The following is a 20,801-nucleotide window of genomic DNA, read 5'->3' on the forward strand; positions in this document are numbered from 1 at the left end:
CTTTATCGCAAACCGAAGGACGGTTCCCGCACGGCGGGAACCGTCCTTCGCGCTTTCCCGGACCGCACCAGTCCCACGCGTCTGCAAGACTGGGAGCATGCCTTCTACTCCCGTACCAGGATTGCCCGCCATGCAACGGACCAAGGACCAGGCGCTTCATATTGGAGCGCGGCTTGAGGACCGCCTGCACGCCTACCGGATGAATGCCGCGCGCAAACGCGGGGGAGTGCAGACGGTCCTTTCCTTCACCGGCTACGGATCAACCACGTGGGTGCGGGTCCTCGGAAGAGTGGTGCTGGCGAAACCCGGCAAGCTGTCCGCGCGCAGCGGCGAAAACGCCCAGCCACTGCGCGACGGCGTACGGGGCTGGCGGAATTTCATCAGTCCGCCGGTGAATGAAGCAGTGGTCTGCGTCGAGGTCGGAGACGAAAAACACCTGGTCACTGCAGATCGCGGCGGGGTCATCGACGTCGTGCTGCCTGCGTCCCTGACACCGGGCTGGACCACCGTGACGCTGCGTCCCGAGGCTGAGCCCGAAGCCGCGCCCGCGGTGTCCCCCGTGTACATCGTGGACCCCGAGGCGAGGACCGGGGTGATCTCCGACATCGACGACACCATCATGGTGACGGCACTGCCGCGGCCGCTGCTGGCCGCCTGGAATACGTTTGTCCTCGACGAGCATGCACGCACTCCCACGCCGGGGATGGCCGTCATGATGGACCGGCTGGCCCGCGAGAACGAGGGAAGTCCGGTGTTCTACCTTTCCACCGGTGCGTGGAATGTCGCCGCGACGCTGACGCGGTTCATCACCCGGAACCTGTATCCGGCCGGGCCCCTGCTGCTCACGGACTGGGGTCCCACGCGGGACCGGTGGTTCCGCAGCGGACCTGAGCACAAGCGCACGCAGCTGGAACGCCTGGCCAAGGAGTTCCCGCACATCAGCTGGCTGCTCATTGGTGACAACGGGCAGCATGACGAGTCGCTGTATGCAGAGTTCAGCCGGAGCCATCCGCAGAACGTCCGGGCCGTGGCCATCCGGCAGCTTTCCCCCAGCGAAGCCGTGCTGGCAGGCGGCCGGTCAGCCGGCAGGGGCGGCGAGCAGCCCCGGGATATTCCGTGGATCTATGCTCCCGACGGCGCCGGCATGTCGCGGCAGCTCTCCGATCTCGGTCTGCTGCCGGAAGCACTCTAGGACGGTTTTATCTATTGATTAACGATCGTCTTTGATCGATAATCAACGTATGAATCCTTGGCTGCCAGTCTTCCGCAGGGTGCTGCTGCCCGCCGTCTTCCTCGTCGTCCTGCTGCTGCAGACCATCGGTGTGCCGTTCATCGGCGAAGAGCTGGCCGACGGGTTCCCTGAGTACGCCTACCTGCTGACTCCCTATCTGGCAGTCGTCAGCGCCGGGTTTGTCTGCGTGCAGGTTGGAGTGGCCGCCGCGTGGAGCCTCGCCGGGCTGGCGTCCCGAGGCAAGCTGTACACCGCTGCCGCGGTAAAGCGGGCTGCCGTCATGGCTGCGGCAAACGGAGCGGCCACGGTGCTGGCGCTGCTCCTGGCCGGCCATCTCCACTACGTGGTCGGAGAGGGTAATCCTGCGTCGCTGTTTGCCTTCGGCTCTGCCATCCTGGTGGGACTGGCCTGCACGATGCTGAGTATCAGCCTGCGGGGGCGGCTGCAGGAGGGCACGCAAATGGAAACCGCCGCGCGCCCGGAGGAAGGTTAGGGCTGGTCTTCCTCGGTGCGCACGGTTCGCAGGACCCTGCGAAGGCTCATCGCCAGCGAAGCGGGGGCATCCACCGGACTGTCCGGGGATGCCGAGCTGTTCACTTGCCGCACGAGGTCCTGCACGGCCGCTACGGCCTCTGCATATTCGTCCGTCTGGTCGTCCCAGGTTTCAACAGCTTCGGCGGTGGCGAGCATGGCCCGCTCCAGCGAGTCGGCTAGCTCATGGCTCACAGGTGTCTCCTGGGGAGTGCTCCAGATGGCAGTGGCTAGGACCTCGGTCATGTCCTCCACATAGAGGGTCACCCGCTCCATGGCGCGCAGGGCGCGAAAGTCAGCACTGAGGTCCCGCTGATGGCGCCTGCTGCGCAGATTGCCCTGCCTGCCCGAATCGGCCAGCTGGACCGCTTCGCGTACCTCACGGCTAAAGGAAATGAGCTCTGTGCGCCGGTTGGACCAGTCCTCATGCTCCGGCGGCCAGCTTTCTCCGACCGCTGTCCCCATCTCACGCAGCTGCCGGGCGAGGTTCAGCCGCAGTGCCGCCAGTCCGTCCACGGCGCCGTTGAGGTGGAGGGGAGGGAAAACGACGGCGTTCACCGCCAGCCCGATCAGGACTCCCACGCCCATTTGAACGGCATAACCGTAGGAATATCCGTCAGCATCGTCACCGCCCAGCACCAGGACAAACAAGGCGGCCACCGGAAGGTAATCGCGGCCGGCACCAAGGCGGGGGATTCCGGCCAGAAGGACACCGAGACCGACGATCAGCGCGATGGTCCAGATTGTCGGGCCGCCGAACAGGAGGGCGATCAGGGCCAGTCCGATGCCAATCAGGAGTCCGGCGAGGGTTTGCAGGCCTGCGCGTACGCTGCCGGCGACGGTGGGATACATGCAGACCAACGCTCCCAGCGGAGCATAGTAGGGGTATTGTGAGGCCACTCCGGGAACCAGGGGTGCCACGCTCCAGGCAATTGCCACCGCCAGAGCGGCTTTGAAGGCAAGCTGAACCCGGGTGTAGCGCAGCATGCCGGTGAGGCGGTTGGAAACTGCTGCGGCGGACGGTGTGGGCAGTTTTTTCCCTCGCAATGCCATTCGGCAAGTATGCCGTGTGGCTTGGCGGGGCGTCGATTTCTGCGATCTGCGGCACCTTTGGCGCCCGCCCCCGCCTGCGGGCAGGCGCTTACGCGTCCGCGGGGCCGGGGGAGATGCTGATTTCCTGCAGGACCTCGGCCAGCCGGTCCAGGAATACCCGGGTCCGGGGGAGCTGCCTGTCGTTGATCAGCAGGGCGAAGATGCTGCGGGCAAGACGGATTTCGGGCACGTCAAGGACGACGACGCCGCGGCTGCTGCCGCGCATCGCCAGCTCGGGCACCAGTGCGGCACCCATTCCGGCTGCTGCCATTTCCAGGGAGGCGTTGAAGTCATCGCAATAGGCGGCGACCCGGGGGTGGAGGCTGCAGCTGGCAAACAGCCGCTCGATCACCAAGGCATCAGGAGTACCGGGATGGTGCATGATCCACGGCATGTCCGAGAGTTGTTCGGCGCTGACCCTGGACCCCGGGCGGATGCCCCACTGTTCCGGCAGGACCACCCGGAAATTGTCATCCCCGAGCCACTGCCGGGTGACGGTTGCGGGCCATGCCAGCCCGCCCTGGCCCACCTGGAACACGAGGGCGACGTCGAGCTCCCCGCCGGCACGCAGCCCCTGGATGGTCTGCCCCGGCTCGGCAACAAAAACCTTTAGATTGATTCCCACGTCCCGCCAGCCCGGTGAACCGACCAGGCGGGGAAGCGCGAACGTGGCCAGGCTGGGGAAGATGCCCAGGCGCAGCTCGTGTTCGGTTCCGGCCTCGGCCCGGGCGGCAGCTGCCAGCAGCGCGTCCATATCGGTGAGGACCTTGGCGGCATGGCGCGACATCACGACGGCGGCTTCCGTGGGGACGGCTGCCCGCGCGGACCGTTCGAAAAGGGTGGTGCCGGTTTCGCGTTCCAGGGCTGACATCTGCTGGGAGACCGCGGAAGCGGTATAGCCCAGATGCAGTGCCGCCGCCGCGAAGGATCCTGAGCGGATGACTTCCAGCAGCGTCTTGAGATGGACAGGATTGACCATGTGCGGCTGTCCTTCCTCTCCTTGGTGCCCTGAATCGCCGTCGACCACAATATCTAGTGGTAGCAGGCACTACGCGCGACACGCCCAACGGGGGCGACACGCAATTATTCAGGCCGCCTCACAGGCTGTGCATCCGGTCTCCACAGGCTGTGGAGAACCCCCTGTTCCAGAGCGGAAATCCACGCAAACTCCCGGCTTGCCCTGTGCAGAAACTGTGGACGACGGACGTGTCGAATGACATACTTGTAATACATCATCTTGGGGTAGGGCCCGTGGCGGCGCACTAGATGTAGTGGCCGGATGTAGTATCAATGGACAGACTTCAAGCTTCACCTAGGGGAGACCACCATGACCGTCACGGTTTACACCAAGCCTTCTTGCGTTCAGTGCAACGCCACGTACCGCGCCCTCGATAAGAAGGGCATCGCGTACCAGAGCGTGGATATGTCCCAGGACCCCGAGGCCCTTGAGCGCGTGCGTTCCCTGGGCTTCATGCAGGCTCCGGTAGTCGTGACGGACCAGGACTCCTGGTCCGGCTTCCGCCCGGACAAGATCGAAGAACTGGCACAGGCCAGCGTTACTTCCGTCGCCTAGCCACCAGGGACTTCGGAAGAAGCGTCCCATCCGGGGATTATCCCCGGACCGGACGAAACCCGGGCGGACATCCGCCGCACTGCCGTCGGGACCGATGAAGTGCATCCACACCATCAGCAAGCACCGCAGTCACAGAAGCAGGACGCCATGACTTTGGGAATCGCGATGCCGCAGGCAGGTTCGTTCGAAGACGAACACCGCCGGCCATCCGACGATAGCCAAAACCCCGTCACAGCCGCAGACCTGGTGTACTTCACTTCCACCTCGGGCTACACGGGACGGTTCGTGGAGAAGCTCGGCCGGGAGGCTGGCCAGATCCCGCTGCTCACCAGTGCCCCCACACTGCTGGCACAGCGGCCCTACGTCCTGGTCCTGCCGACCTACGGCGGAACCGCAGCCCAGCCCGGCGCCGCAGCCAAAGGCGCAGTGCCAAAGCAGGTCATCAAGTTCCTGAATGTTGAGTCCAACCGGTCTTTGATCCGAGGAGTCATCGGCGCAGGAAATACAAACTTCGGGGAGAACTACTGCCTGGCGGCGGACATCGTCGCCGCCAAATGCAGGGTCCCCGTTCTCTATAGATTTGAACTCATGGGCACGTCGGAGGACGTCGCCACGGTAAACCAAGGATTGGAAGAGTTTTGGACACATCAGTCGCAGAAGCCGGCATGACGGACTCCAAGGAGCTGCCGGAGGCCTATAAGGGGCTTGGCTATCACGAGCTGAACGCCATGCTGAATCTCTACGGCAAGAACGGTGAAATCCAGTTCGACGCCGATCGTGCGGCTGCGCGCCAGTACTTCCTCCAGCACGTGAACAACAACACCGTGTTCTTCCACGACCTGGAAGAGAAGCTGGACTACCTGGTCAAGAACGACTACTACGAGCGCGAGACGCTGGACCAGTACACGATGAACTTCATCCGTGAGCTCTACCAGCGCGCGTACAAGAAGAAGTTCCGCTTCGAAACCTTCCTTGGCGCCTTCAAGTTCTACACCTCGTACACGCTCAAGACGTTCGACGGCAAGCGCTACCTCGAGCGCTACGAGGACCGCGTCTGCATGGTTGCCCTCCACCTGGCCCGCGGCGACGAGAAGCTGGCCGAGCAGATGGTTGACGAAATCATCGAGGGCCGCTTCCAGCCGGCGACCCCCACGTTCCTGAACGCCGGCAAGAAGCAGCGCGGCGAGCTCGTCTCCTGCTTCCTGCTGCGCATCGAAGACAACATGGAGTCGATCGGCCGTTCCATCAACTCGGCACTCCAGCTCTCCAAGCGCGGCGGCGGCGTCGCCTTCGCGCTGACCAACATCCGCGAGGTCGGCGCGCCGATCAAGCAGATCGAGAACCAGTCCTCCGGCGTCATCCCCGTGATGAAACTGCTCGAAGATTCCTTCTCCTACGCCAACCAGCTCGGAGCCCGCCAGGGCGCCGGCGCCGTGTACCTGCACGCCCACCACCCGGACATCAATCGGTTCCTGGACACCAAGCGGGAAAACGCGGATGAGAAGATCCGCATCAAGACCCTCTCCCTCGGCGTCGTTATCCCGGACATCACCTTCGAGCTCGCCAAGCGCGACGAAGACATGTACCTCTTCTCCCCGTACGACGTCGAAAAGGTCTACGGCATGCCGTTCTCCGACGTCTCGGTCACCGAGAAGTACTACGAGATGGTCGATGACTCCCGGATCAAGAAGACCAAGATCAAGGCCCGCGAGTTCTTCCAGACCCTCGCCGAGATCCAGTTCGAATCCGGCTACCCGTACATCATGTTCGAGGACACCGTGAACCGGGAAAACCCGATTGACGGCAAGATCATCATGTCCAACCTGTGCTCGGAAATCCTCCAGGTTTCCCAGCCCACCACGTACAACGATGACCTGTCCTACGACCAGACCGGCAAGGACATCTCCTGCAACCTGGGTTCGCTGAACATCGCGAAGACCATGGATTCCCCGGACTTCGGCCGGACCATCGAGACGGCGATCCGTGCCCTGACCGCTGTCTCGGACATGAGCCACATCGGTTCGGTTCCGTCCATCGCCAAGGGCAACGACCAGTCGCACGCCATTGGCCTGGGCCAGATGAACCTGCACGGCTACCTGGCCCGTGAGCGGGTCCACTACGGCTCCGAAGAAGGCATTGACTTCACGAACATCTACTTCTACACGGTCGTTTACCACGCCGTGCGCGCCTCGAACCTGCTGGCCATGGAAACCGGCCGTACGTTCGCCGGATTCGAGAAGTCCAAGTACGCCTCGGGTGAGTTCTTCGAGAAGTACGTCAACGGCGAATGGGTTCCGCAGACCGAACGGGTACGCGAGCTCTTCGAGAACGTGCACATCCCGACCCGGGAAGACTGGGCCGCGCTGCGCGAGTCGGTCATGGCCCACGGCATCTACAACCAGAACCTGCAGGCTGTTCCGCCGACCGGTTCGATCTCCTACATCAACAACTCCACCTCCTCGATCCACCCGGTGGCATCGAAGATCGAAATCCGCAAGGAAGGCAAGCTGGGCCGCGTGTACTACCCGGCTCCGTACCTGACGAACGACAACCTGGAGTACTACCAGGATGCGTACGAAATCGGCTACGAGAAGATCATTGACACCTATGCCGCTGCCACGCAGCACGTGGACCAGGGACTGTCCCTGACGCTGTTCTTCAAGGACACTGCCACCACGCGTGACATCAACAAGGCGCAGATCTACGCCTGGCGCAAGGGCATCAAGACCATCTACTACATCCGCCTGCGCCAGCTCGCCCTGGAAGGCACCGAAGTTGAGGGCTGCGTTTCCTGCATGCTGTAGGCCGCTTCCCCCTTCATCCACTTCAGACAAGGAATTTTCAATGACCGAGAAGCTCAAGCTGATCGACCACGTGCAGGCGATCAACTGGAACCGCATCCAGGACGAGAAGGACGTAGAAGTCTGGAACCGACTGGTGAACAACTTCTGGCTGCCTGAGAAGGTACCGCTGTCCAACGACGTCCAGTCATGGAACACGCTGACTCCCGAAGAGCAGCAGCTGACCATGCGCGTCTTCACCGGCCTGACCCTGCTGGATACCGTCCAGGCAACGGTTGGTGCCGTCTCGCTGATCCCCGATGCGCTCACCCCGCACGAGGAAGCGGTCTACACGAACATCGCGTTCATGGAGTCCGTCCACGCCAAGAGCTACTCCTCGATCTTCTCCACCCTGTGCTCCACCAAGGAGATTGAAGAAGCCTTCCGCTGGTCCACGGAGAACGAGAACCTGCAGAAGAAGGCCCACATCGTCACGGATTACTACCGCGGCGATGATCCCCTGAAGCGCAAGGTGGCCTCCACCCTGCTCGAGTCCTTCCTCTTCTACTCCGGCTTCTACCTGCCGATGTACTGGTCTTCCCGGGCCAAGCTGACAAACACGGCTGACCTGATCCGCCTGATCATCCGCGACGAGGCCGTGCACGGCTACTACATCGGCTACAAGTTCCAGCGTGGCCTGGAGACGGTTTCCGAGGAACGCCGCCAGGAGCTCAAGGACTACACCTACGAGCTCATGTACGAGCTGTACGAAAACGAAGTCCAGTACACGCACGACCTGTACGACGGCGTCGGCCTGGCCGAGGACGTCAAGAAATTCCTGCACTACAACGCCAACAAGGCGCTGATGAACCTGGGCTACGAAGCGATGTTCCCGTCCACGCTGACGGACGTGAACCCGGCGATCCTTTCGGCCCTGTCCCCGAACGCTGACGAGAACCACGACTTCTTCTCGGGGTCCGGTTCCTCCTATGTGATCGGCAAGGCCGTGAATACCGAAGACGAGGACTGGGACTTCTAGTCCTGGATAAGTTCGCAGTATCTCCGCAGCACCGGACCAACACGTCCGGTGCTGCGGTCGTTTAATGAGGTCAATCCTGGAACAGGTTCCACAGCTTCTGCGTCGTGTTCCAGCTGCGGATGGTCATCAACTTGTACAGCGGTGAGGACGCGATGGCGCTTAGGCGGCTCTTGGTGCGTTCGGCGCTGAGGCGCTGGGAGTAGATGACGCCGTCGCCCGCCCAGATTCGATCAACACCCTCACGCGGATTGAACGCGCTCATGGCTTCCTCTGCATCAATGCCCATCAGGAAGATCGCATCGCTGTGGTACGTGCCCGGGTGCTCACCGAAGTTCTGGGGTTTGTTGTCGATGACGTCCTGCAGCTGGCTGCGGCTGAGCACCAAAACCTTGATGAGTTCGTCGTCGAGGTCGAATTTGCCAGTGAGGGTGGCTTCGATGTCCCTGCCGACCTGCTCAGCTGGATCGGCTGATTCGAGCAGCACATTGCCGCTGGCAATGTAGGTCACCACCTGTTCGTAGCCCAAGTCCTCCAGATGCTCCTTGAGCGTCTTCATGGGGACCTTGTTCCGCCCGCCCACGTTGATGCCGCGCAGGAGGGCGAGGTAATGGCTTGTTTCCACGGCTGCCTTCCTTTCATCAGCGGGAGCTGGGGGATGGGCGTCGTTTTCCGTGACCCGATTGGAGCACAGGGTGCCCGCCGCGGGCAATGGCCCACCGGCGCTTGCGCTCGGTGACAAGGGTTAGCCGGGCGGCGGCTTCTGCCGCTGCTGCTTCGTTGCTGACCGCCGCTTCTTAGCATCAAGGCGCCGGAAGTTGGAGCCGCGGGTCGGTTTGGTCCGGCGCCGCGCGGTAGGGCCGGGGGCGAGCGCGTCCGCGACCAGGGCGGCCAGCTTTGCCAGGGCGATCTCCCGGTTGCGGAGCTGGGACCGTTGTTCGGAAGCCGTTACAACCAGAGCTCCGGCGACCAGACGGCCCTTTAGGCGCCGGAGCAGCCTCGCACGCTCGTCGTCGGAGAGTGCCGCTGAGCCGGCAACGTCCCAGGACAGGGCCACGCGGCTGTCCGTGGTGTTGACGTGCTGGCCGCCCGGCCCGGACGAACGCGAGAACCGCCACTGAAGTTCCGCCGCGGGAATCGTCAGCTCCGGCGATACCAAAAGGTCCATGAATCCAGCCTCGCACGAATAACGGTATGCCGAAGGCCGCCGGCGCCGCCGAGGCCGCCGGATCCGCGGCTTTGTTAAGCCGGACGGCGACGGAGATGACGGGCAGCAAAAAGGCCTTCCGACATCCCGCTAGGGTGAGGATCCAGAAGGTTCCCATGATCTGAAAAGCGAGTTTGAACGTGGATATCCATACGGAGGAATTCGACACTATCGTGGTGGGTGCTGGCGTGTCGGGCCTCAGCGCGGCCCGGGTACTGGCTGCCTCAGGACAGAAGGTCGTGGTGCTGGAGGCACGCGACCGCATCGGAGGCCGCCTCCACACCGAGCGCCTGAACGGCCGCGTCACTGACCTCGGGGCCTCCTGGATCCACGGGATCGACGGCGGTCCGCTGCACTCGCTGACGCGCTCCTTTGGGATGCCGGACGTTGAATTCACCGTGGGCAGTTACCAGGCCGGCGGCAGGCCCATCGCCTACTACGGCCCGGATGGCACGCGCCTGCCGGACAGTGCCGCGGAGCGGTTCATCGCCGATGCGGCGAGCGTAGAAGGACGGCTGTCCGCTGTCATCGGGTCAATGGAACCGGGTGCCAGCTACGCTGAGGCGGCACGGATCGCCGTCAATGCTGCAGCGGCAGCTGAGGGCTGGGACACCGAACGGGCGGCACGCGTCGTGGAATACCTCGACCACCGCAGCGAAGAGCAATACGGCGCCGACTCCCGCCTGCTGGACGCGCACGGCCTGGAGGATGAAGTCATCATCGGCGACGAGGTGGTCTTCCCGGAGGGCTATGACCAGCTGGCGTCGAACCTCGCGGCGGGTCTCGATGTGCGGCTTGAGCAGGTGGTGACCAGGGTCGCGCGGCCCGGTGGCGCAGGAGTGGAGAGCGGCGTCGTCGTGGCGACGAACCGTGCCCTCTTCACCGCTGCCCGGGCTGTGGTGACGGTCCCGGTTGGTGTCCTCCAGGCCGGGCGCCTGACGTTCGATCCGCCGCTGCCGCAGACGGTTGCCGGAGCAATCTCCCGTTTCCGGACGAACGCCTTCGAGAAAATCTTCCTGCACTTTCCCGAGCGTTTCTGGGACGAAGGCGTTTATGCGATCCGCCGCCAGGGCGAAGCCGCGAAGTGGTGGCATTCCTGGTATGACCTCACCGGCCTGCAGGGCGAGCCGACGCTGCTGACGTTCGCTGCCGGGGAGTGCGCGCAGACGATCCGCGGATGGTCCGATGAACGCGTGGTGGACTCCGTTATGGCATCCCTGCGGGAAATCTACGGTGCGCGGATACCCGATCCGGTCCACACCAGGATCACGAACTGGCAGGGTGACGAGTTCGCCGGCGGGGCGTACGCCTACATGACGCGTGGGTGCACCGGAGAGGATCACAGCCGCATCGCAACGCCCATCGACGGAGTGCTTCATCTGGCAGGCGAAGCGACCTGGGAAGCTGACCCGGCAACTGTGAACGCTGCCCTGTGCTCCGGGCACCGTGCCGCGGAGCGGATTCTCGCGAACCGGTGCGTTCAAGAATCCGCGCACTGACCGCTGACGAGCCGCTCCGACGGAAATCCACCGGAGGCCCGTAAGCTTTTCGTCGGACGGACGTAAGTCGGTAAACGGGGGGATGGACACATGGGCAGGTTGAAGCGGACACGGGGTGCATCGGCGGGCTTCGCAGGGGCAGTGCTGATCACGGGAGGTCTGCTCTCCGGCTGTGCCTCCAGAGCTGCCGAAGAGCAGCCGCCGGCCACGGAGCTTTCCAGTTTTGAATCCGTGGAGGAACTGTCCGCCGCTGTGAACGGCCTTTACGGATGCGACCCGGAAACGGAACAGGAGCCGGTAACGATCTCCTTCGACGGATACCTCCCCGAGTACGCCATGTGCACGGAAGCGCTTCAGCTTGTTCGCTTCCACAATGCTGAAGACCGGGAGAAGGTGTCGGGCATGCTGACGGGCGGGGGTGAAAACGTGCCGCCAGGCTTCGGCGAGGGCGGCAACTGGCACGTATTCGTTCTTCAGAACGGTGCCGAAGCACCCAGCGAAAAGGACATGAAAGACCTGGCCTACCAGCTTGGCGGCCGGTATGTGAGTGTCACCGGCCCACGCTAGCCCCCGGGCGAACCGCGGCCGCCTGCCGGAGAAGCGGACGCTTATTCGCGTCGCTGCTGTTCCGCGGGCAGCGGTTATGGGAAAGTTGCGGTGGAGGAATGAGCATGCCGCGCCAGCACGTCAACACACACATCGCCTTGATTGCCTGTGTTTGCCTGTGCCTGCTCGGATACCTGTCCTGGTTTGAGTCCCGCGCTCAGGAAGCTGTCGCCCAAGTCGCCGCCGGGCCTGATTACGATTCCCCGGACAGCATGAGCGTCATCGTGAATAAGCACCGTCCGCTGGCCGACCCCGCCTATGTTCCGCAGGATCTTGCCGACATCGGCGGAGTGCAGCTGCGGTCAGAGGCTGCCGCCGCGTACCTGCAGATGAACGCCGACGCCGCTGCTGCCGGCGTGGGCCTGGTTGCCGTCAGCGGCTTCCGGACAGCAGACGCCCAGACCCACCTGCACAGCTCCTATTCCAATACCTACGGCCAGCAAGCCGCCGAGTCGATTTCGGCACGGCCAGGCTACAGCGAGCACCAGACCGGGCTGGCGGTGGACATCGGCAATCCGGACGGTGCCTGCTCGCTGGAGCCCTGTTTCGAGGCGACCCCTGCCGGTGCCTGGGCCGCTGCCAACGCCCACCGGTACGGGTTCATCATCCGTTACCCCGCAGGCGCTGAAGCGGCCACGGGCTTCGGCTATGAGCCCTGGCACCTGCGTTACGTCGGCTCCGAACTTGCAGCCGCCCTGACCGGGTCCGGCCAGACCCTGGAACAGTACGCCGGTCTTCCCTCCGCTCCCAGCTACCCCTCCGCTCCGAGCTACCCCGCCGACCGCGCCCGCTGACCGGAGTCGAGGGCAGCCACGACGCCGCCGTCGACCAGCAGGTCAACTCCGCTGATGAAGGAAGCGTCACTGCCGAGCAGGAAGGCTGTGGCATTGGCGATGTCACCGGGTGTGCCGACCCGGCCGGTTCCCGATCCTTCGATCATGGCCCGCATCTGGGCGCCCGATTCGCCGGCGAGTTCCTGCTGGCCCATCGCCGTCGAAATCACGCCGGGACTGATGCTGTTGACCCGTGCCCCGCGCGCTCCCCAACGTAGGCTGGCTGCCTGCACCCGGACCTGGTTGGCACGCTTCGCGGCGCTGTAGGCGAAGCCCGGGTTGTCGATCGACGTGACGAACGGCAGTCCCAGCAGGTCATCAGCCGGTTTGGCTGCCAGTTCGGCGAGCGCGTCCTCCGGGATGTTCCCGCCGGCCATGTACGCAGACATGCTGGAAATGATGACGCCGGCTCCTCCGGGCGCAATGACCTTCTCGAATTCCTCCAGCACCACCGCAACGCCGAACAGGTCTACAGCCCAGATCGCCTGTACGGGAGCCTGGGCAGGGGAGAGGCCGGCGGTATGGACGACGGCGGTAACCGCGCCCAGTTCCCGGGCCGTTGCAGCGAGCGCTGCCACCGAATTCCGGGAGGAGACGTCGACCGCCTGGGACACGACGTCGTACCCCTCCGCCATGCCGATGTTCACCGCGTCCTCGAGGAGGGCTTCGTTGAAATCCGCGAGGAGGACTTTCCGTCCGGCTCCGCTGCGGCGCAGCACAGCCTGGCCCATTCCGCCCGTGCCAATGATGACGAGTACTTCTGCTGCCATGGTTCGCTCCGCTTCTGCTGGGATGGTGCCGAATGTGTTCACGTAGACCGGCCGAAAGCCTGCATACCGGACTCGGACGTCTGCCCAGTCTGGACCGATGCGGGAGCACAGCACAATGCCCCGAAGCACGTGCTGTCAGCTTCCCGGGGCCGGCGCTGTCCCCGGCGGGTAATCAGCACCCGCGTACCGGCCGGACAGCGGTCAGTACTGTGCAGCCGGCCCGGACTGCGGGACCCTGAAGGGAGAAGACCCTCATGCGATCCGGAGAAGCCCATGGACGCCATCATGCCGATGCTGACCCTCAACAACGGAGTGAGGATTCCCGCCCTGGGGTTTGGCGTGTACCGCAACCCGCCCGCGCAAACGACGGTGGCCGTTGAAACTGCGCTCGCCAACGGGTACCGGCTGATCGACACTGCTGCCGCCTACGGAAACGAGACGGAAGTCGGCTCGGCGCTGAGCCAGTCCGGCGTCGACCGGGCCCGGCTGTTCATCACGACCAAGCTGTGGATCGATGACTACGGGTACGACTCGGCGCTGCGCGCGTTCGACACGAGCATGGCCAAGGTGGGACTGGACACGCTGGATCTGTACCTGCTGCATCAGCCGCTGCCGTCCGACTTTGACGCCACCGTCGCTTCCTACCAGGCCCTGCAGACGTTGTATGAGCAGGGCCGGGTACGGGCCATCGGGGTCAGCAACTTCGGAACAGGGCAGCTCGCTGAGCTGCTGGCCCGCACCGACGTCGTCCCGGCGGTCAACCAGATAGAGGTCCACCCCTACTTCACCGAACCCGAACTGCGCGCCTTCAATCTCGAGAACGGCATACTGACCCAGGCATGGTCGCCGATCGGCGGGGTCAACCGCTACGCCGCCAAGACCGGCCACGTGAAGGACCCGCTCCGGGACCCGCTCATCACCGGCCTGGCCGCCAAGTACAGCAAGACTCCCGCACAGGTCATCCTGCGCTGGGATATCCAGCAGGGTCTGTGCGCGATTCCCAAGTCGGTCAGCCCCAAGCGCATCGCCGAGAACATCGACATCTTCGACTTTTCCCTGACCAATGCCGAACTGTCGGATATCAGTGCCCTGGACACGGGGATCCGGGGCGGGCCGAATCCGGAGGACATCAGGCGGTCCTGAGCTTGCTAATCTCGGCTGTATGACACATCTGCCTCCAGCAGCCGCCAAGGTTCAAACCCTCTTGTCAGAACTCGGTTCCTCCGCCGTTGTCCTGGAACTGGACGGATCCGCGCGGACGGCCGCGGAAGCCGCAGCGACGCTGGGCTGCGACGTCGGCGCCATTGGCAACAGCCTGGTCTTCATGGCCGACGGCGAACCCCTGCTGGTCATCACCAGCGGGGCGCACCGCGTGGACACGGCTGCACTGGCAGCCCGGCTGGGCAAGACCGCCATCAAACGTGCCGCCCCTGAGCAGGTTCGTGCCGCCACAGGCCAGGTGATCGGGGGAGTAGCTCCCCTCGGGCATCCGCAGCCCCTGGAAACGGTTGTTGACCGGGACCTTGAAAAGTACGACGACGTCTGGGTCTCCGCCGGCACCCCATACTCCGTTTTCCGCACGGACGCAGGGGAGCTGCTGCAGTTGACGGGCGGATCGAAGCAGCGGGTCGACTGAGGTTTCTGAACCAACCACTCCGGGGCTGTTGACGGCGCTGCATGCCGGGCGCAGGGTGGAAGGCAAAACGTGCGGAACGGACCATAACCGGCCAGCCGGCGCCTGGCGCCGGGCATCCGCGTGACGGGAGGAGACGGATGAAAACGCGTGAACTGGGGACGGCCGGCCTAAAAGTCTCGGAGTTGGGCCTGGGCTGCATGGGGTTCAGCCAGGGCTACGGACCCTCTGGCACCCGCGAAGACGCTGTCACCCTGATCCGCACTGCTTTTGACCGCGGAGTGCGGCTCTTTGACACCGCAGAAGTCTATGGGCCGTACATCAACGAGGAATTGCTGGGGGAGGCCGTGGCACCCTTCCGGGACCGGGTGGTTCTGGCCACGAAGTTTGGGTTCAAGATCAACCGGGATGGCCGCCAGACTGGCCTGGACAGCCGTCCTGAGCACATCCGCGAGGCCGTGGACGGATCACTAAGGCGTCTCCGGACGGACTCAATCGACCTGCTTTACCAGCACCGGGTTGATCCTCTCGTCCCCATCGAGGAGGTTGCCGGGACCGTGAAGGACCTCATCACCGAGGGCAAGGTGAAACACTTCGGCCTGTCCGAGGCCTCCGCGGGCACGATCCGGGCGGCCAACGCCGTGCAGCCGGTCACCGCGGTGCAGAGTGAATACTCTCTGTGGTGGCGCGAACCGGAGGAACAGGTCCTGCCCGCCTGCTCGGACCTGGGCATCGGCTTCGTACCGTTCAGTCCGCTGGGGCGCGGCTTTCTGACCGGAAGGATCTCTTCCTCCACCAAGTTCGCGCCGGGGGATATGAGGGGGAAACTTCCGCGCTTCACCCCTGAGGCCCGGCAGGCCAACCGGGCCGTGGTCGACCTGCTGGAAAACATTGGCGCGGCCAAGGACGCGACGGCCGCCCAGATTGCCCTGGCGTGGCTGCTGGCACAGAAGCCATGGATCGTGCCCATTCCGGGAACCCGAAAACTCGAGCGGCTGGAGGAGAACCTCGAGGCAACGAGCGTGACCCTGAACGCGGATGATCTCAAAGCCATTGACGACACCGCGGCCCGGATTCCCATCAAAGGTGCCCGCTACCCTGAAGAACTGGAAAAGACGATCGACCGCTAACCCTGTGTGGCTGGGAGGAAAAACAGCAATGGGAAACCGCGGGGCTGACGCCTACCGGCGCCGGATGGAACGGGCAGCGAGAATACGGGCGGCAGGACTTCCTGAACAGCAGGAGGAAGAAACTACCGGCGAGGCGGAACTGCGGCGCAGGAAAGAACGGGTTGATCCGGCCAGTAAGGCGGATTACCTGATCCGGGATGCGATGATGCGCGGTGACTTCGACAACCTGCAGTACGCGGGTAAACCCATCCCCAACCTGGGCGAAGCCAATGATCCCGACTGGTGGGTCAAAGGCCTGATCGAGCGCGAGAACATCAGCGGTTTGGGCCCGCCTGCCCTGCTGCTGCGGGTGGAGGATGCGAAGCTCGACGGCGTGCTGGACGGAATGCCTTCAGCCGCTCAGGTGCGGGAGGCCGTTGAGGACTTCAACCGGCGGATCATCGAGGCACGGCGGCAACTGCTGGGCGGACCGCCGGTCATCACCCCGCTGCGGGACGTCGAGCGGGAGGTTCAGCGCTGGCGGCTGCGGCGCGGCGGGGGTGCCCCCCCGGCAGCGCAGCCGGCGCCCCCCCGGCCCTGGTGGCGCCGGGCCTGGAACCGGCAGGAGTAGCCGGAGACCGGCGGGACCTGTTCCGCACCGGTGCCCCCAGGCTGCAGCCGTGCGGTGGGGTCCCTGCCGCCTGCCCTCGACGGGGCTGGACCCGCTGGGCACACTTAAGGAGGCTGCCCAGCCGGAATGGCTCCCTCATGGAAGGTTGGCCCGTGCTTGGTCTGGAACTTGTAGTGGCATTGGGGGTCGCGATCCTGGCCTGCTCGCTGGGTGCGGAAAAGCTTCGGATCGGCGCCCCGCTGCTCCTGCTGGCCGGGGGACTGGCTCTGGGGTTCGTGCCGGCGTTCCGGCAGGTCGAGTTGCCCTCCGAGGTGGTGCTGCTGCTTTTCCTGCCCGCCCTGCTGTACTGGGAAAGCCTCACCACGTCCCTGCGTGAGATCCGCAGCAACCTGCGCGGGATTGTCCTGACCGGTACCGGCCTGGTCCTGGTCACTGCCGCAGCAGTTGCTTTCACCGCCCACGCGCTGGGCATGCCCTGGGGACCGGCGTGGGTCCTCGGGGCTGCCCTGGCGCCGACCGATGCAACAGCTGTGGCGGTCCTGGCCCGCAGCCTGCCCCACCGCAACGTCACCGTGCTGCGCGCTGAAAGCCTGATCAACGACGGCACGGCCCTGGTGATCTATGCAGTCGCGGTGGGCATCGTTGCCGGAGACGGCGGTTATACGCCCCTTTCCATCTCAGGGATCCTTGCGCTGTCCTACGGCGGCGGCATAGTCGCCGGACTGCTGGTGGCCTGGGCCGGAATCTGGGTGCGCCGGCGGATCCAGGATCCCATGCTGAGCAACGTCGCCACCTTCGTCACCCCCTTCGCTGCCTTCCTGCTGGCGGAGGAGACCGGAGGCTCGGGCGTGCTGGCCGTCGTCGTCGTGGGCCTGATTATGAGCCAGGCCGGTCCGCGGGTGACGGCGGCACTGGCCCGCCGCCAGTCGCAGGCCTTCTGGTCCTTCTCGACGTTCATGCTCAATGCGGCCCTGTTCGTGCTGATTGGGATTGAGCTGCATGTGGCCGTGCGGCTGCTGGACGGACCGCAGATCGCCGTGGGACTGGTGGCGGTGGCGGCAGTGTCTGTGGTGCTGGTGCTGGTGCGCATCGCTTTTCTGTTCTCCACGACCTACCTCATCCGGCTGATCGACCGGCGGCCGTCGCAGAAGCTGCGGCGGCTCAGCAACCGGTCCCGCATCCTCAGCGGCCTGGCAGGGTTCCGGGGTGCGGTGTCCCTGGCCGCGGCGCTTGGTGTGCCGGCGCTGACGGCTGACGGCGCACCCTTCCCGGGCCGGGGCCAGATCATCTTCGTGACCGCGGGGGTGATCCTGGTGACGCTGACCGTCCAAGGTCCGCTCCTTCCGGTACTCGTCCGGTGGGCGAGACTGCCGGAAGACACCCGGCTTGAGGAGGAACGCCGCCTGGCGGAGGTGCGCGCGGCCGAGGACGGGCTCGCCACCCTGCCGGAGCTCGCAGCGGGCCTGGGCACGGACGGCAGGGTAGTGGAACGCATCTCGCATGAGTACCGGCACCACCTGGAGGTACTGAGGGCGGACGGCGATGCGCAGCTTTCCGGCGAACCGGGACCGGCGCTGGAGCGGTGGCAGCAGGAGACGGAGCTGCGGCTGGCGCTCCTTGAACGCAAACGCACGGTGGTGCTCGCGCTCCGCGACGAACGCACCATTGATGACCGCGTGCTGCGGCTGCTGGAAACCCGGTTTGATGTGGAAGAACTGCGGCTCACGCAGCCGGACCGTGACGAGTGATGCTCCCGTTGGCCCGTTGGCGCTCCCGCTTGCGGCCGGGGGCGGCCGGGCCGGGTCCAGACGGCAGCCGGCCCCTGGGAAACCGGCGCTGGCGGACGTCTAGCGGGCCGTGACGACAGGCAGCTCATCCCAGACCGTGGTGTAGCGCGGGGAGGAGAACTTCCGGGACATGGTCCATTCCGGCCGGGCGCTGGGCATCCCGGCCACGCCCAGCCCGATGCTTGCCGAACCGTACTTGTCAGCCACCTTGCCCAGCAGCTCTCCGAGATGGCGGTGTTCCTGCGCCGGGACGAACGCGTCGAAGACCGGCTGCGCGCCGGCATCGGACAGACCGGTGAGCATGACTCCGGCCTTGGTATAGGGGACACCTTCCACAATGTGGTCTTCGAGTGCCCCTACCGCGGCGCGGGTGAGCACCACCGGATCGGAGGTGGGGTTCTGGAGTTTCAGCGTCACGGAGGGGAACGACGACGCCTTGTGGCTGAAGTGCGAGGTCCCCGCGTAGGCAGTGAGCACCCGGGCCTGCTGCTGTTCGCGCTGCAGCCGTGAGGCGGCCCGCTGGGCGTAGATGCTCATCACCTGCCGCATCTGCGCTGCGGTGGTCACGGGGACCGAGAAGCTGCGGGAGAAGATCAGCTGCTGCCGGTCTGCGCGTTCCTCCTCCTGCGGCAGGCAGGGAGTGCCGTTGAGTTCCAGTACGGTCCGCTGCAGGGTCACCGAGAAGCGGCTGCGGATCAGCGACGGATCGGCGGCCTTCAGATCCGCCACCGTGCGGATGCCCATGGCTTCCAGCCGAGTGCCCAGCTTGGAGCCCACACCCCACAGTCCGGTCACCGGAACCCGGGACATGATGGTCTGCACAGCGGCCGGATCCATGGTGTCCAGGTTGCAGACTCCGCCCAGGTGTCGGTTCTGCTTGGCAATCCGGTTGGCGAATTTAGCCAGTGTCTTGGTGGTTCCGATCCCGACGCACACCGGAAGCCCGGTGTGGCTGGCGACGGCGGCGCGGATCCGGGAGCCCTGTCCATCCAGTTCCCCGGGCGTGCCGGCGAGTCCCAGGAACGACTCGTCGATCGAGTAGACCTCCTGCCACAGGGCGAAACGGCCCAGCAGTTCCATGACCCGGGAACTGAGGTCACCGTAGAGCTCATAGTTGCTGGAGCGCTGGATCAGCCCAAGCCGCGGCGCCGCTTCGGCCAGCTTGAACCACGGCTCGCCGGTCTTGATGCCCAGTGCCTTCGCTTCGTCGGAGCGGGCCACCACACAGCCGTCATTATTTGAAAGCACGACGACGGGAACGCCCTCCAGCCGCGGGTCGAAGGCGCGCTCGCAGGAGACATAAAAGCTGTTCACGTCCACGAGGGCGATGCGCTGCAGCTGCCCGCCGCGTCCCGCCGGCGGGGACGCGGCAGGAGAAGCTCCTGACTGCGGAGACAGACTGTCCAAGCCGCACCGTCCTTCGAATAAACGTTCGAGTCTCCAGCCTACTAGAAGACCCGGATCGGCACCTCCGCCGGGTCCATGAGCAGCGACTCAATCTCGTCGTCGAGCTTCACCAGCGTGATGGATGCGCCGGCCATGTCCAGGGACGTGCAGTATTCTCCGACGTAGCTGCGGCCCACGCTGATGCCCTGCTCCGCGAGGCTCTTGTGTGCCAGTCCGTACAGCAGGTACAGCTCGCTGATTGGAGTGCCGCCCAGCCCGTTGACCATCAGCGCCACCCGGTCTCCGTCAGTGAAGGGCAGATCGCGGACCACCGGGCCCAGGAGCTCCTCGACGATCTCGCTGGCGCCCATCATCTGGGCCCGGCGCCGGCCCGGCTCTCCATGGATGCCGACGCCCATCTCGATCTCATCCTCGCCGAGTTCAAACAGCGGGCTGCCCTTGGCCGGCGGAGTGCAGGCGGTCAGGGCCACGCCCATCGTCCGGGTGGCGGCGTTGACCTTCTCGCCGATGCGGATCACTTCGTCGAGATCCGCCCCGCGCTCGGCGGCTGCGGCGACGGCCTTGATGACGAAGAAGTTGCCGGCCACGCCGCGCCGGCCGATTGTGTAGGTGGAGTCCTCGACGGAGACGTCGTCGTCAATGAAGAGGGTCTTGACCTCCATGCCGTCCGCGGACGACATCTCCTGCGCCATTTCGAAGACCATTTTGTCTCCGGTGTAGTTGTTCACCAGCAGAAGCACGCCCTTGGGTGAGGCCATGAGCTTGGTGGTCTCATACACGTAGTCGAGCGGAGGGGCGGCAAACACGTCGCCGGGGCAGGCGGCGTCGAGCATGCCCTTGCCGACGATCATCGTGTGGGCCGGCTCATGCCCGGAACCCGAGCCCTGCACGATCGAGACCTTGTTCTGGTCAGGGCCGTCGGCGCGCATGATCAGGTTGTATTCCGGCACGTACTTCAGGGTGTCGGGGTTAGCCAGTGCGAGGCCTTCGAGTACATCGGGGACGAACTGCTGCGGATCGTTGACGAACTTCTTCATGGGGGACTCCACGTCGTTGTGATTTGGGCAGGGACAAAT

General features: G+C 64.8%; 21 protein-coding genes. 14 read left to right on the forward strand and 7 right to left on the reverse strand.

Features of this window, described 5'->3' with window-relative positions:
* The first annotated feature begins 130 nt into the window (after window positions 1-130).
* A complete protein-coding gene (locus TVB01_RS03395) occupies window positions 131-1,192 on the forward strand; it encodes an App1 family protein (protein WP_422454110.1) in 1,062 nt (353 codons plus the stop codon).
* A 49-nt stretch (window positions 1,193-1,241) separates the two neighbouring features.
* Window positions 1,242-1,724, forward strand: a complete 483-nt coding sequence (locus tag TVB01_RS03400) for a DUF2975 domain-containing protein (protein ID WP_422454112.1) — start codon at window positions 1,242-1,244, stop codon at window positions 1,722-1,724.
* Here TVB01_RS03400 and TVB01_RS03405 read toward each other — a convergent pair.
* Entirely contained in the window at window positions 1,721-2,815 is a 1,095-nt protein-coding gene (locus tag TVB01_RS03405) for an FUSC family protein (protein ID WP_422454114.1), read from the reverse strand. The two genes, TVB01_RS03400 and TVB01_RS03405, sit on opposite strands and share 4 nt — an antisense overlap.
* An 88-nt stretch (window positions 2,816-2,903) precedes the next feature.
* A complete protein-coding gene (locus TVB01_RS03410) occupies window positions 2,904-3,833 on the reverse strand; it encodes a LysR family transcriptional regulator (RefSeq protein ID WP_422454116.1) in 930 nt (309 codons plus the stop codon).
* A 348-nt stretch (window positions 3,834-4,181) separates the two neighbouring features.
* Between TVB01_RS03410 and nrdH the strand changes: the two genes are divergently transcribed.
* From nrdH to nrdF, 4 genes are all read left to right on the forward strand, one after another.
* A complete protein-coding gene (nrdH, locus tag TVB01_RS03415) occupies window positions 4,182-4,427 on the forward strand; it encodes a glutaredoxin-like protein NrdH (RefSeq protein WP_227895626.1) in 246 nt (81 codons plus the stop codon).
* 147 nt (window positions 4,428-4,574) lie between these two features.
* The gene (gene nrdI / locus TVB01_RS03420; protein ID WP_422454118.1) at window positions 4,575-5,096 is read left to right on the forward strand and encodes a class Ib ribonucleoside-diphosphate reductase assembly flavoprotein NrdI; all 522 of its coding nucleotides are present in this window, start codon (window positions 4,575-4,577) and stop codon (window positions 5,094-5,096) included.
* Complete coding sequence (gene nrdE / locus TVB01_RS03425; protein WP_422454249.1) at window positions 5,093-7,231, forward strand: class 1b ribonucleoside-diphosphate reductase subunit alpha; 2,139 nt, start codon at window positions 5,093-5,095, stop codon at window positions 7,229-7,231. Before nrdI ends, nrdE begins: the two co-directional genes overlap by 4 nt.
* Before the next feature lie 40 nt (window positions 7,232-7,271).
* Entirely contained in the window at window positions 7,272-8,246 is a 975-nt protein-coding gene (gene nrdF, locus TVB01_RS03430) for a class 1b ribonucleoside-diphosphate reductase subunit beta (RefSeq protein ID WP_422454120.1), read from the forward strand.
* Between the two features lie 70 nt (window positions 8,247-8,316).
* Here the strand turns inward: nrdF and TVB01_RS03435 are convergent, their stop codons facing one another.
* Window positions 8,317-8,868, reverse strand: a complete 552-nt coding sequence (locus tag TVB01_RS03435; protein ID WP_422454122.1) for a DUF1697 domain-containing protein — start codon at window positions 8,866-8,868, stop codon at window positions 8,317-8,319.
* Between the two features lie 120 nt (window positions 8,869-8,988).
* Window positions 8,989-9,411, reverse strand: coding sequence for an alternative ribosome rescue aminoacyl-tRNA hydrolase ArfB (gene arfB, locus TVB01_RS03440; protein ID WP_422454123.1), 423 nt, complete (start codon window positions 9,409-9,411; stop codon window positions 8,989-8,991).
* A gap of 179 nt (window positions 9,412-9,590) precedes the next feature.
* Between arfB and TVB01_RS03445 the strand changes: the two genes are divergently transcribed.
* The 3 genes from TVB01_RS03445 (at window position 9,591) to TVB01_RS03455 (ending at window position 12,349) form a co-directional block, all read left to right on the forward strand.
* Window positions 9,591-10,949 (forward strand): flavin monoamine oxidase family protein, encoded by a 1,359-nt coding sequence (locus tag TVB01_RS03445; RefSeq protein ID WP_422454125.1) that lies wholly within the window; start codon window positions 9,591-9,593, stop codon window positions 10,947-10,949.
* 90 nt (window positions 10,950-11,039) lie between these two features.
* The gene (locus TVB01_RS03450) at window positions 11,040-11,516 is read left to right on the forward strand and encodes a hypothetical protein (protein WP_422454127.1); all 477 of its coding nucleotides are present in this window, start codon (window positions 11,040-11,042) and stop codon (window positions 11,514-11,516) included.
* 104 nt (window positions 11,517-11,620) lie between these two features.
* Window positions 11,621-12,349, forward strand: coding sequence for a M15 family metallopeptidase (locus TVB01_RS03455; protein ID WP_422454128.1), 729 nt, complete (start codon window positions 11,621-11,623; stop codon window positions 12,347-12,349).
* On the opposite strand, the gene TVB01_RS03460 is transcribed toward TVB01_RS03455, so the two are convergent.
* Complete coding sequence (locus TVB01_RS03460; RefSeq protein WP_422454129.1) at window positions 12,325-13,158, reverse strand: SDR family oxidoreductase; 834 nt, start codon at window positions 13,156-13,158, stop codon at window positions 12,325-12,327. The two genes, TVB01_RS03455 and TVB01_RS03460, sit on opposite strands and share 25 nt — an antisense overlap.
* Before the next feature lie 273 nt (window positions 13,159-13,431).
* On the opposite strand from TVB01_RS03460, the gene TVB01_RS03465 reads away from it, so the two are divergent.
* From TVB01_RS03465 to TVB01_RS03485, 5 genes are all read left to right on the forward strand, one after another.
* Window positions 13,432-14,301: an aldo/keto reductase gene (locus TVB01_RS03465; protein WP_422454130.1), complete on the forward strand. Its 870-nt coding sequence runs from the start codon at window positions 13,432-13,434 to the stop codon at window positions 14,299-14,301.
* A 19-nt stretch (window positions 14,302-14,320) separates the two neighbouring features.
* On the forward strand, window positions 14,321-14,794 hold the full coding sequence (locus tag TVB01_RS03470; protein WP_422454131.1) for a YbaK/EbsC family protein: 474 nt from the start codon (window positions 14,321-14,323) through the stop codon (window positions 14,792-14,794).
* A 137-nt stretch (window positions 14,795-14,931) separates the two neighbouring features.
* Window positions 14,932-15,921 carry an aldo/keto reductase gene (locus TVB01_RS03475; protein ID WP_422454132.1) on the forward strand — a complete coding sequence of 330 codons (990 nt, stop codon included), beginning with the start codon at window positions 14,932-14,934 and terminating at the stop codon, window positions 15,919-15,921.
* A gap of 28 nt (window positions 15,922-15,949) precedes the next feature.
* On the forward strand, window positions 15,950-16,531 hold the full coding sequence (locus TVB01_RS03480; RefSeq protein ID WP_422454134.1) for a DUF1992 domain-containing protein: 582 nt from the start codon (window positions 15,950-15,952) through the stop codon (window positions 16,529-16,531).
* 137 nt (window positions 16,532-16,668) lie between these two features.
* Window positions 16,669-18,279, forward strand: a complete 1,611-nt coding sequence (locus TVB01_RS03485; protein WP_422454135.1) for a Na+/H+ antiporter — start codon at window positions 16,669-16,671, stop codon at window positions 18,277-18,279.
* A 99-nt stretch (window positions 18,280-18,378) separates the two neighbouring features.
* Here TVB01_RS03485 and TVB01_RS03490 read toward each other — a convergent pair whose 3' ends face one another.
* The gene (locus TVB01_RS03490; RefSeq protein WP_422454251.1) at window positions 18,379-19,656 is read right to left on the reverse strand and encodes a Y-family DNA polymerase; all 1,278 of its coding nucleotides are present in this window, start codon (window positions 19,654-19,656) and stop codon (window positions 18,379-18,381) included.
* Between the two features lie 110 nt (window positions 19,657-19,766).
* Complete coding sequence (gene dhaK / locus TVB01_RS03495) at window positions 19,767-20,762, reverse strand: dihydroxyacetone kinase subunit DhaK (RefSeq protein ID WP_422454136.1); 996 nt, start codon at window positions 20,760-20,762, stop codon at window positions 19,767-19,769.
* Window positions 20,763-20,801 lie beyond the last annotated feature (39 nt).

It is taken from the genome of Arthrobacter sp. 7Tela_A1 (assembly GCF_049311065.1).
In the GTDB taxonomy this organism is placed as follows: domain Bacteria; phylum Actinomycetota; class Actinomycetes; order Actinomycetales; family Micrococcaceae; genus Arthrobacter_B.

Excerpts from the sequence above, each read along its gene's own strand:
- TVB01_RS03395 (WP_422454110.1), top strand. The coding sequence starts at position 131 with ATGCAACGGACCAAGGACCAGGCGCTTCATATTGGAGCGCGGCTTGAG.
- TVB01_RS03400 (WP_422454112.1), top strand. The coding sequence starts at position 1,242 with ATGAATCCTTGGCTGCCAGTCTTCCGCAGGGTGCTGCTGCCCGCCGTC.
- TVB01_RS03405 (WP_422454114.1), bottom strand. The coding sequence starts at position 2,815 with ATGGCATTGCGAGGGAAAAAACTGCCCACACCGTCCGCCGCAGCAGTT.
- TVB01_RS03410 (WP_422454116.1), bottom strand. The coding sequence starts at position 3,833 with ATGGTCAATCCTGTCCATCTCAAGACGCTGCTGGAAGTCATCCGCTCA.
- nrdH (WP_227895626.1), top strand. The coding sequence starts at position 4,182 with ATGACCGTCACGGTTTACACCAAGCCTTCTTGCGTTCAGTGCAACGCC.
- nrdI (WP_422454118.1), top strand. The coding sequence starts at position 4,575 with ATGACTTTGGGAATCGCGATGCCGCAGGCAGGTTCGTTCGAAGACGAA.
- nrdE (WP_422454249.1), top strand. The coding sequence starts at position 5,093 with ATGACGGACTCCAAGGAGCTGCCGGAGGCCTATAAGGGGCTTGGCTAT.
- nrdF (WP_422454120.1), top strand. The coding sequence starts at position 7,272 with ATGACCGAGAAGCTCAAGCTGATCGACCACGTGCAGGCGATCAACTGG.
- arfB (WP_422454123.1), bottom strand. The coding sequence starts at position 9,411 with ATGGACCTTTTGGTATCGCCGGAGCTGACGATTCCCGCGGCGGAACTT.
- TVB01_RS03450 (WP_422454127.1), top strand. The coding sequence starts at position 11,040 with ATGGGCAGGTTGAAGCGGACACGGGGTGCATCGGCGGGCTTCGCAGGG.
- TVB01_RS03455 (WP_422454128.1), top strand. The coding sequence starts at position 11,621 with ATGCCGCGCCAGCACGTCAACACACACATCGCCTTGATTGCCTGTGTT.
- TVB01_RS03460 (WP_422454129.1), bottom strand. The coding sequence starts at position 13,158 with ATGGCAGCAGAAGTACTCGTCATCATTGGCACGGGCGGAATGGGCCAG.
- TVB01_RS03465 (WP_422454130.1), top strand. The coding sequence starts at position 13,432 with ATGGACGCCATCATGCCGATGCTGACCCTCAACAACGGAGTGAGGATT.
- TVB01_RS03470 (WP_422454131.1), top strand. The coding sequence starts at position 14,321 with ATGACACATCTGCCTCCAGCAGCCGCCAAGGTTCAAACCCTCTTGTCA.
- TVB01_RS03475 (WP_422454132.1), top strand. The coding sequence starts at position 14,932 with ATGAAAACGCGTGAACTGGGGACGGCCGGCCTAAAAGTCTCGGAGTTG.
- TVB01_RS03480 (WP_422454134.1), top strand. The coding sequence starts at position 15,950 with ATGGGAAACCGCGGGGCTGACGCCTACCGGCGCCGGATGGAACGGGCA.
- TVB01_RS03485 (WP_422454135.1), top strand. The coding sequence starts at position 16,669 with ATGGAAGGTTGGCCCGTGCTTGGTCTGGAACTTGTAGTGGCATTGGGG.
- dhaK (WP_422454136.1), bottom strand. The coding sequence starts at position 20,762 with ATGAAGAAGTTCGTCAACGATCCGCAGCAGTTCGTCCCCGATGTACTC.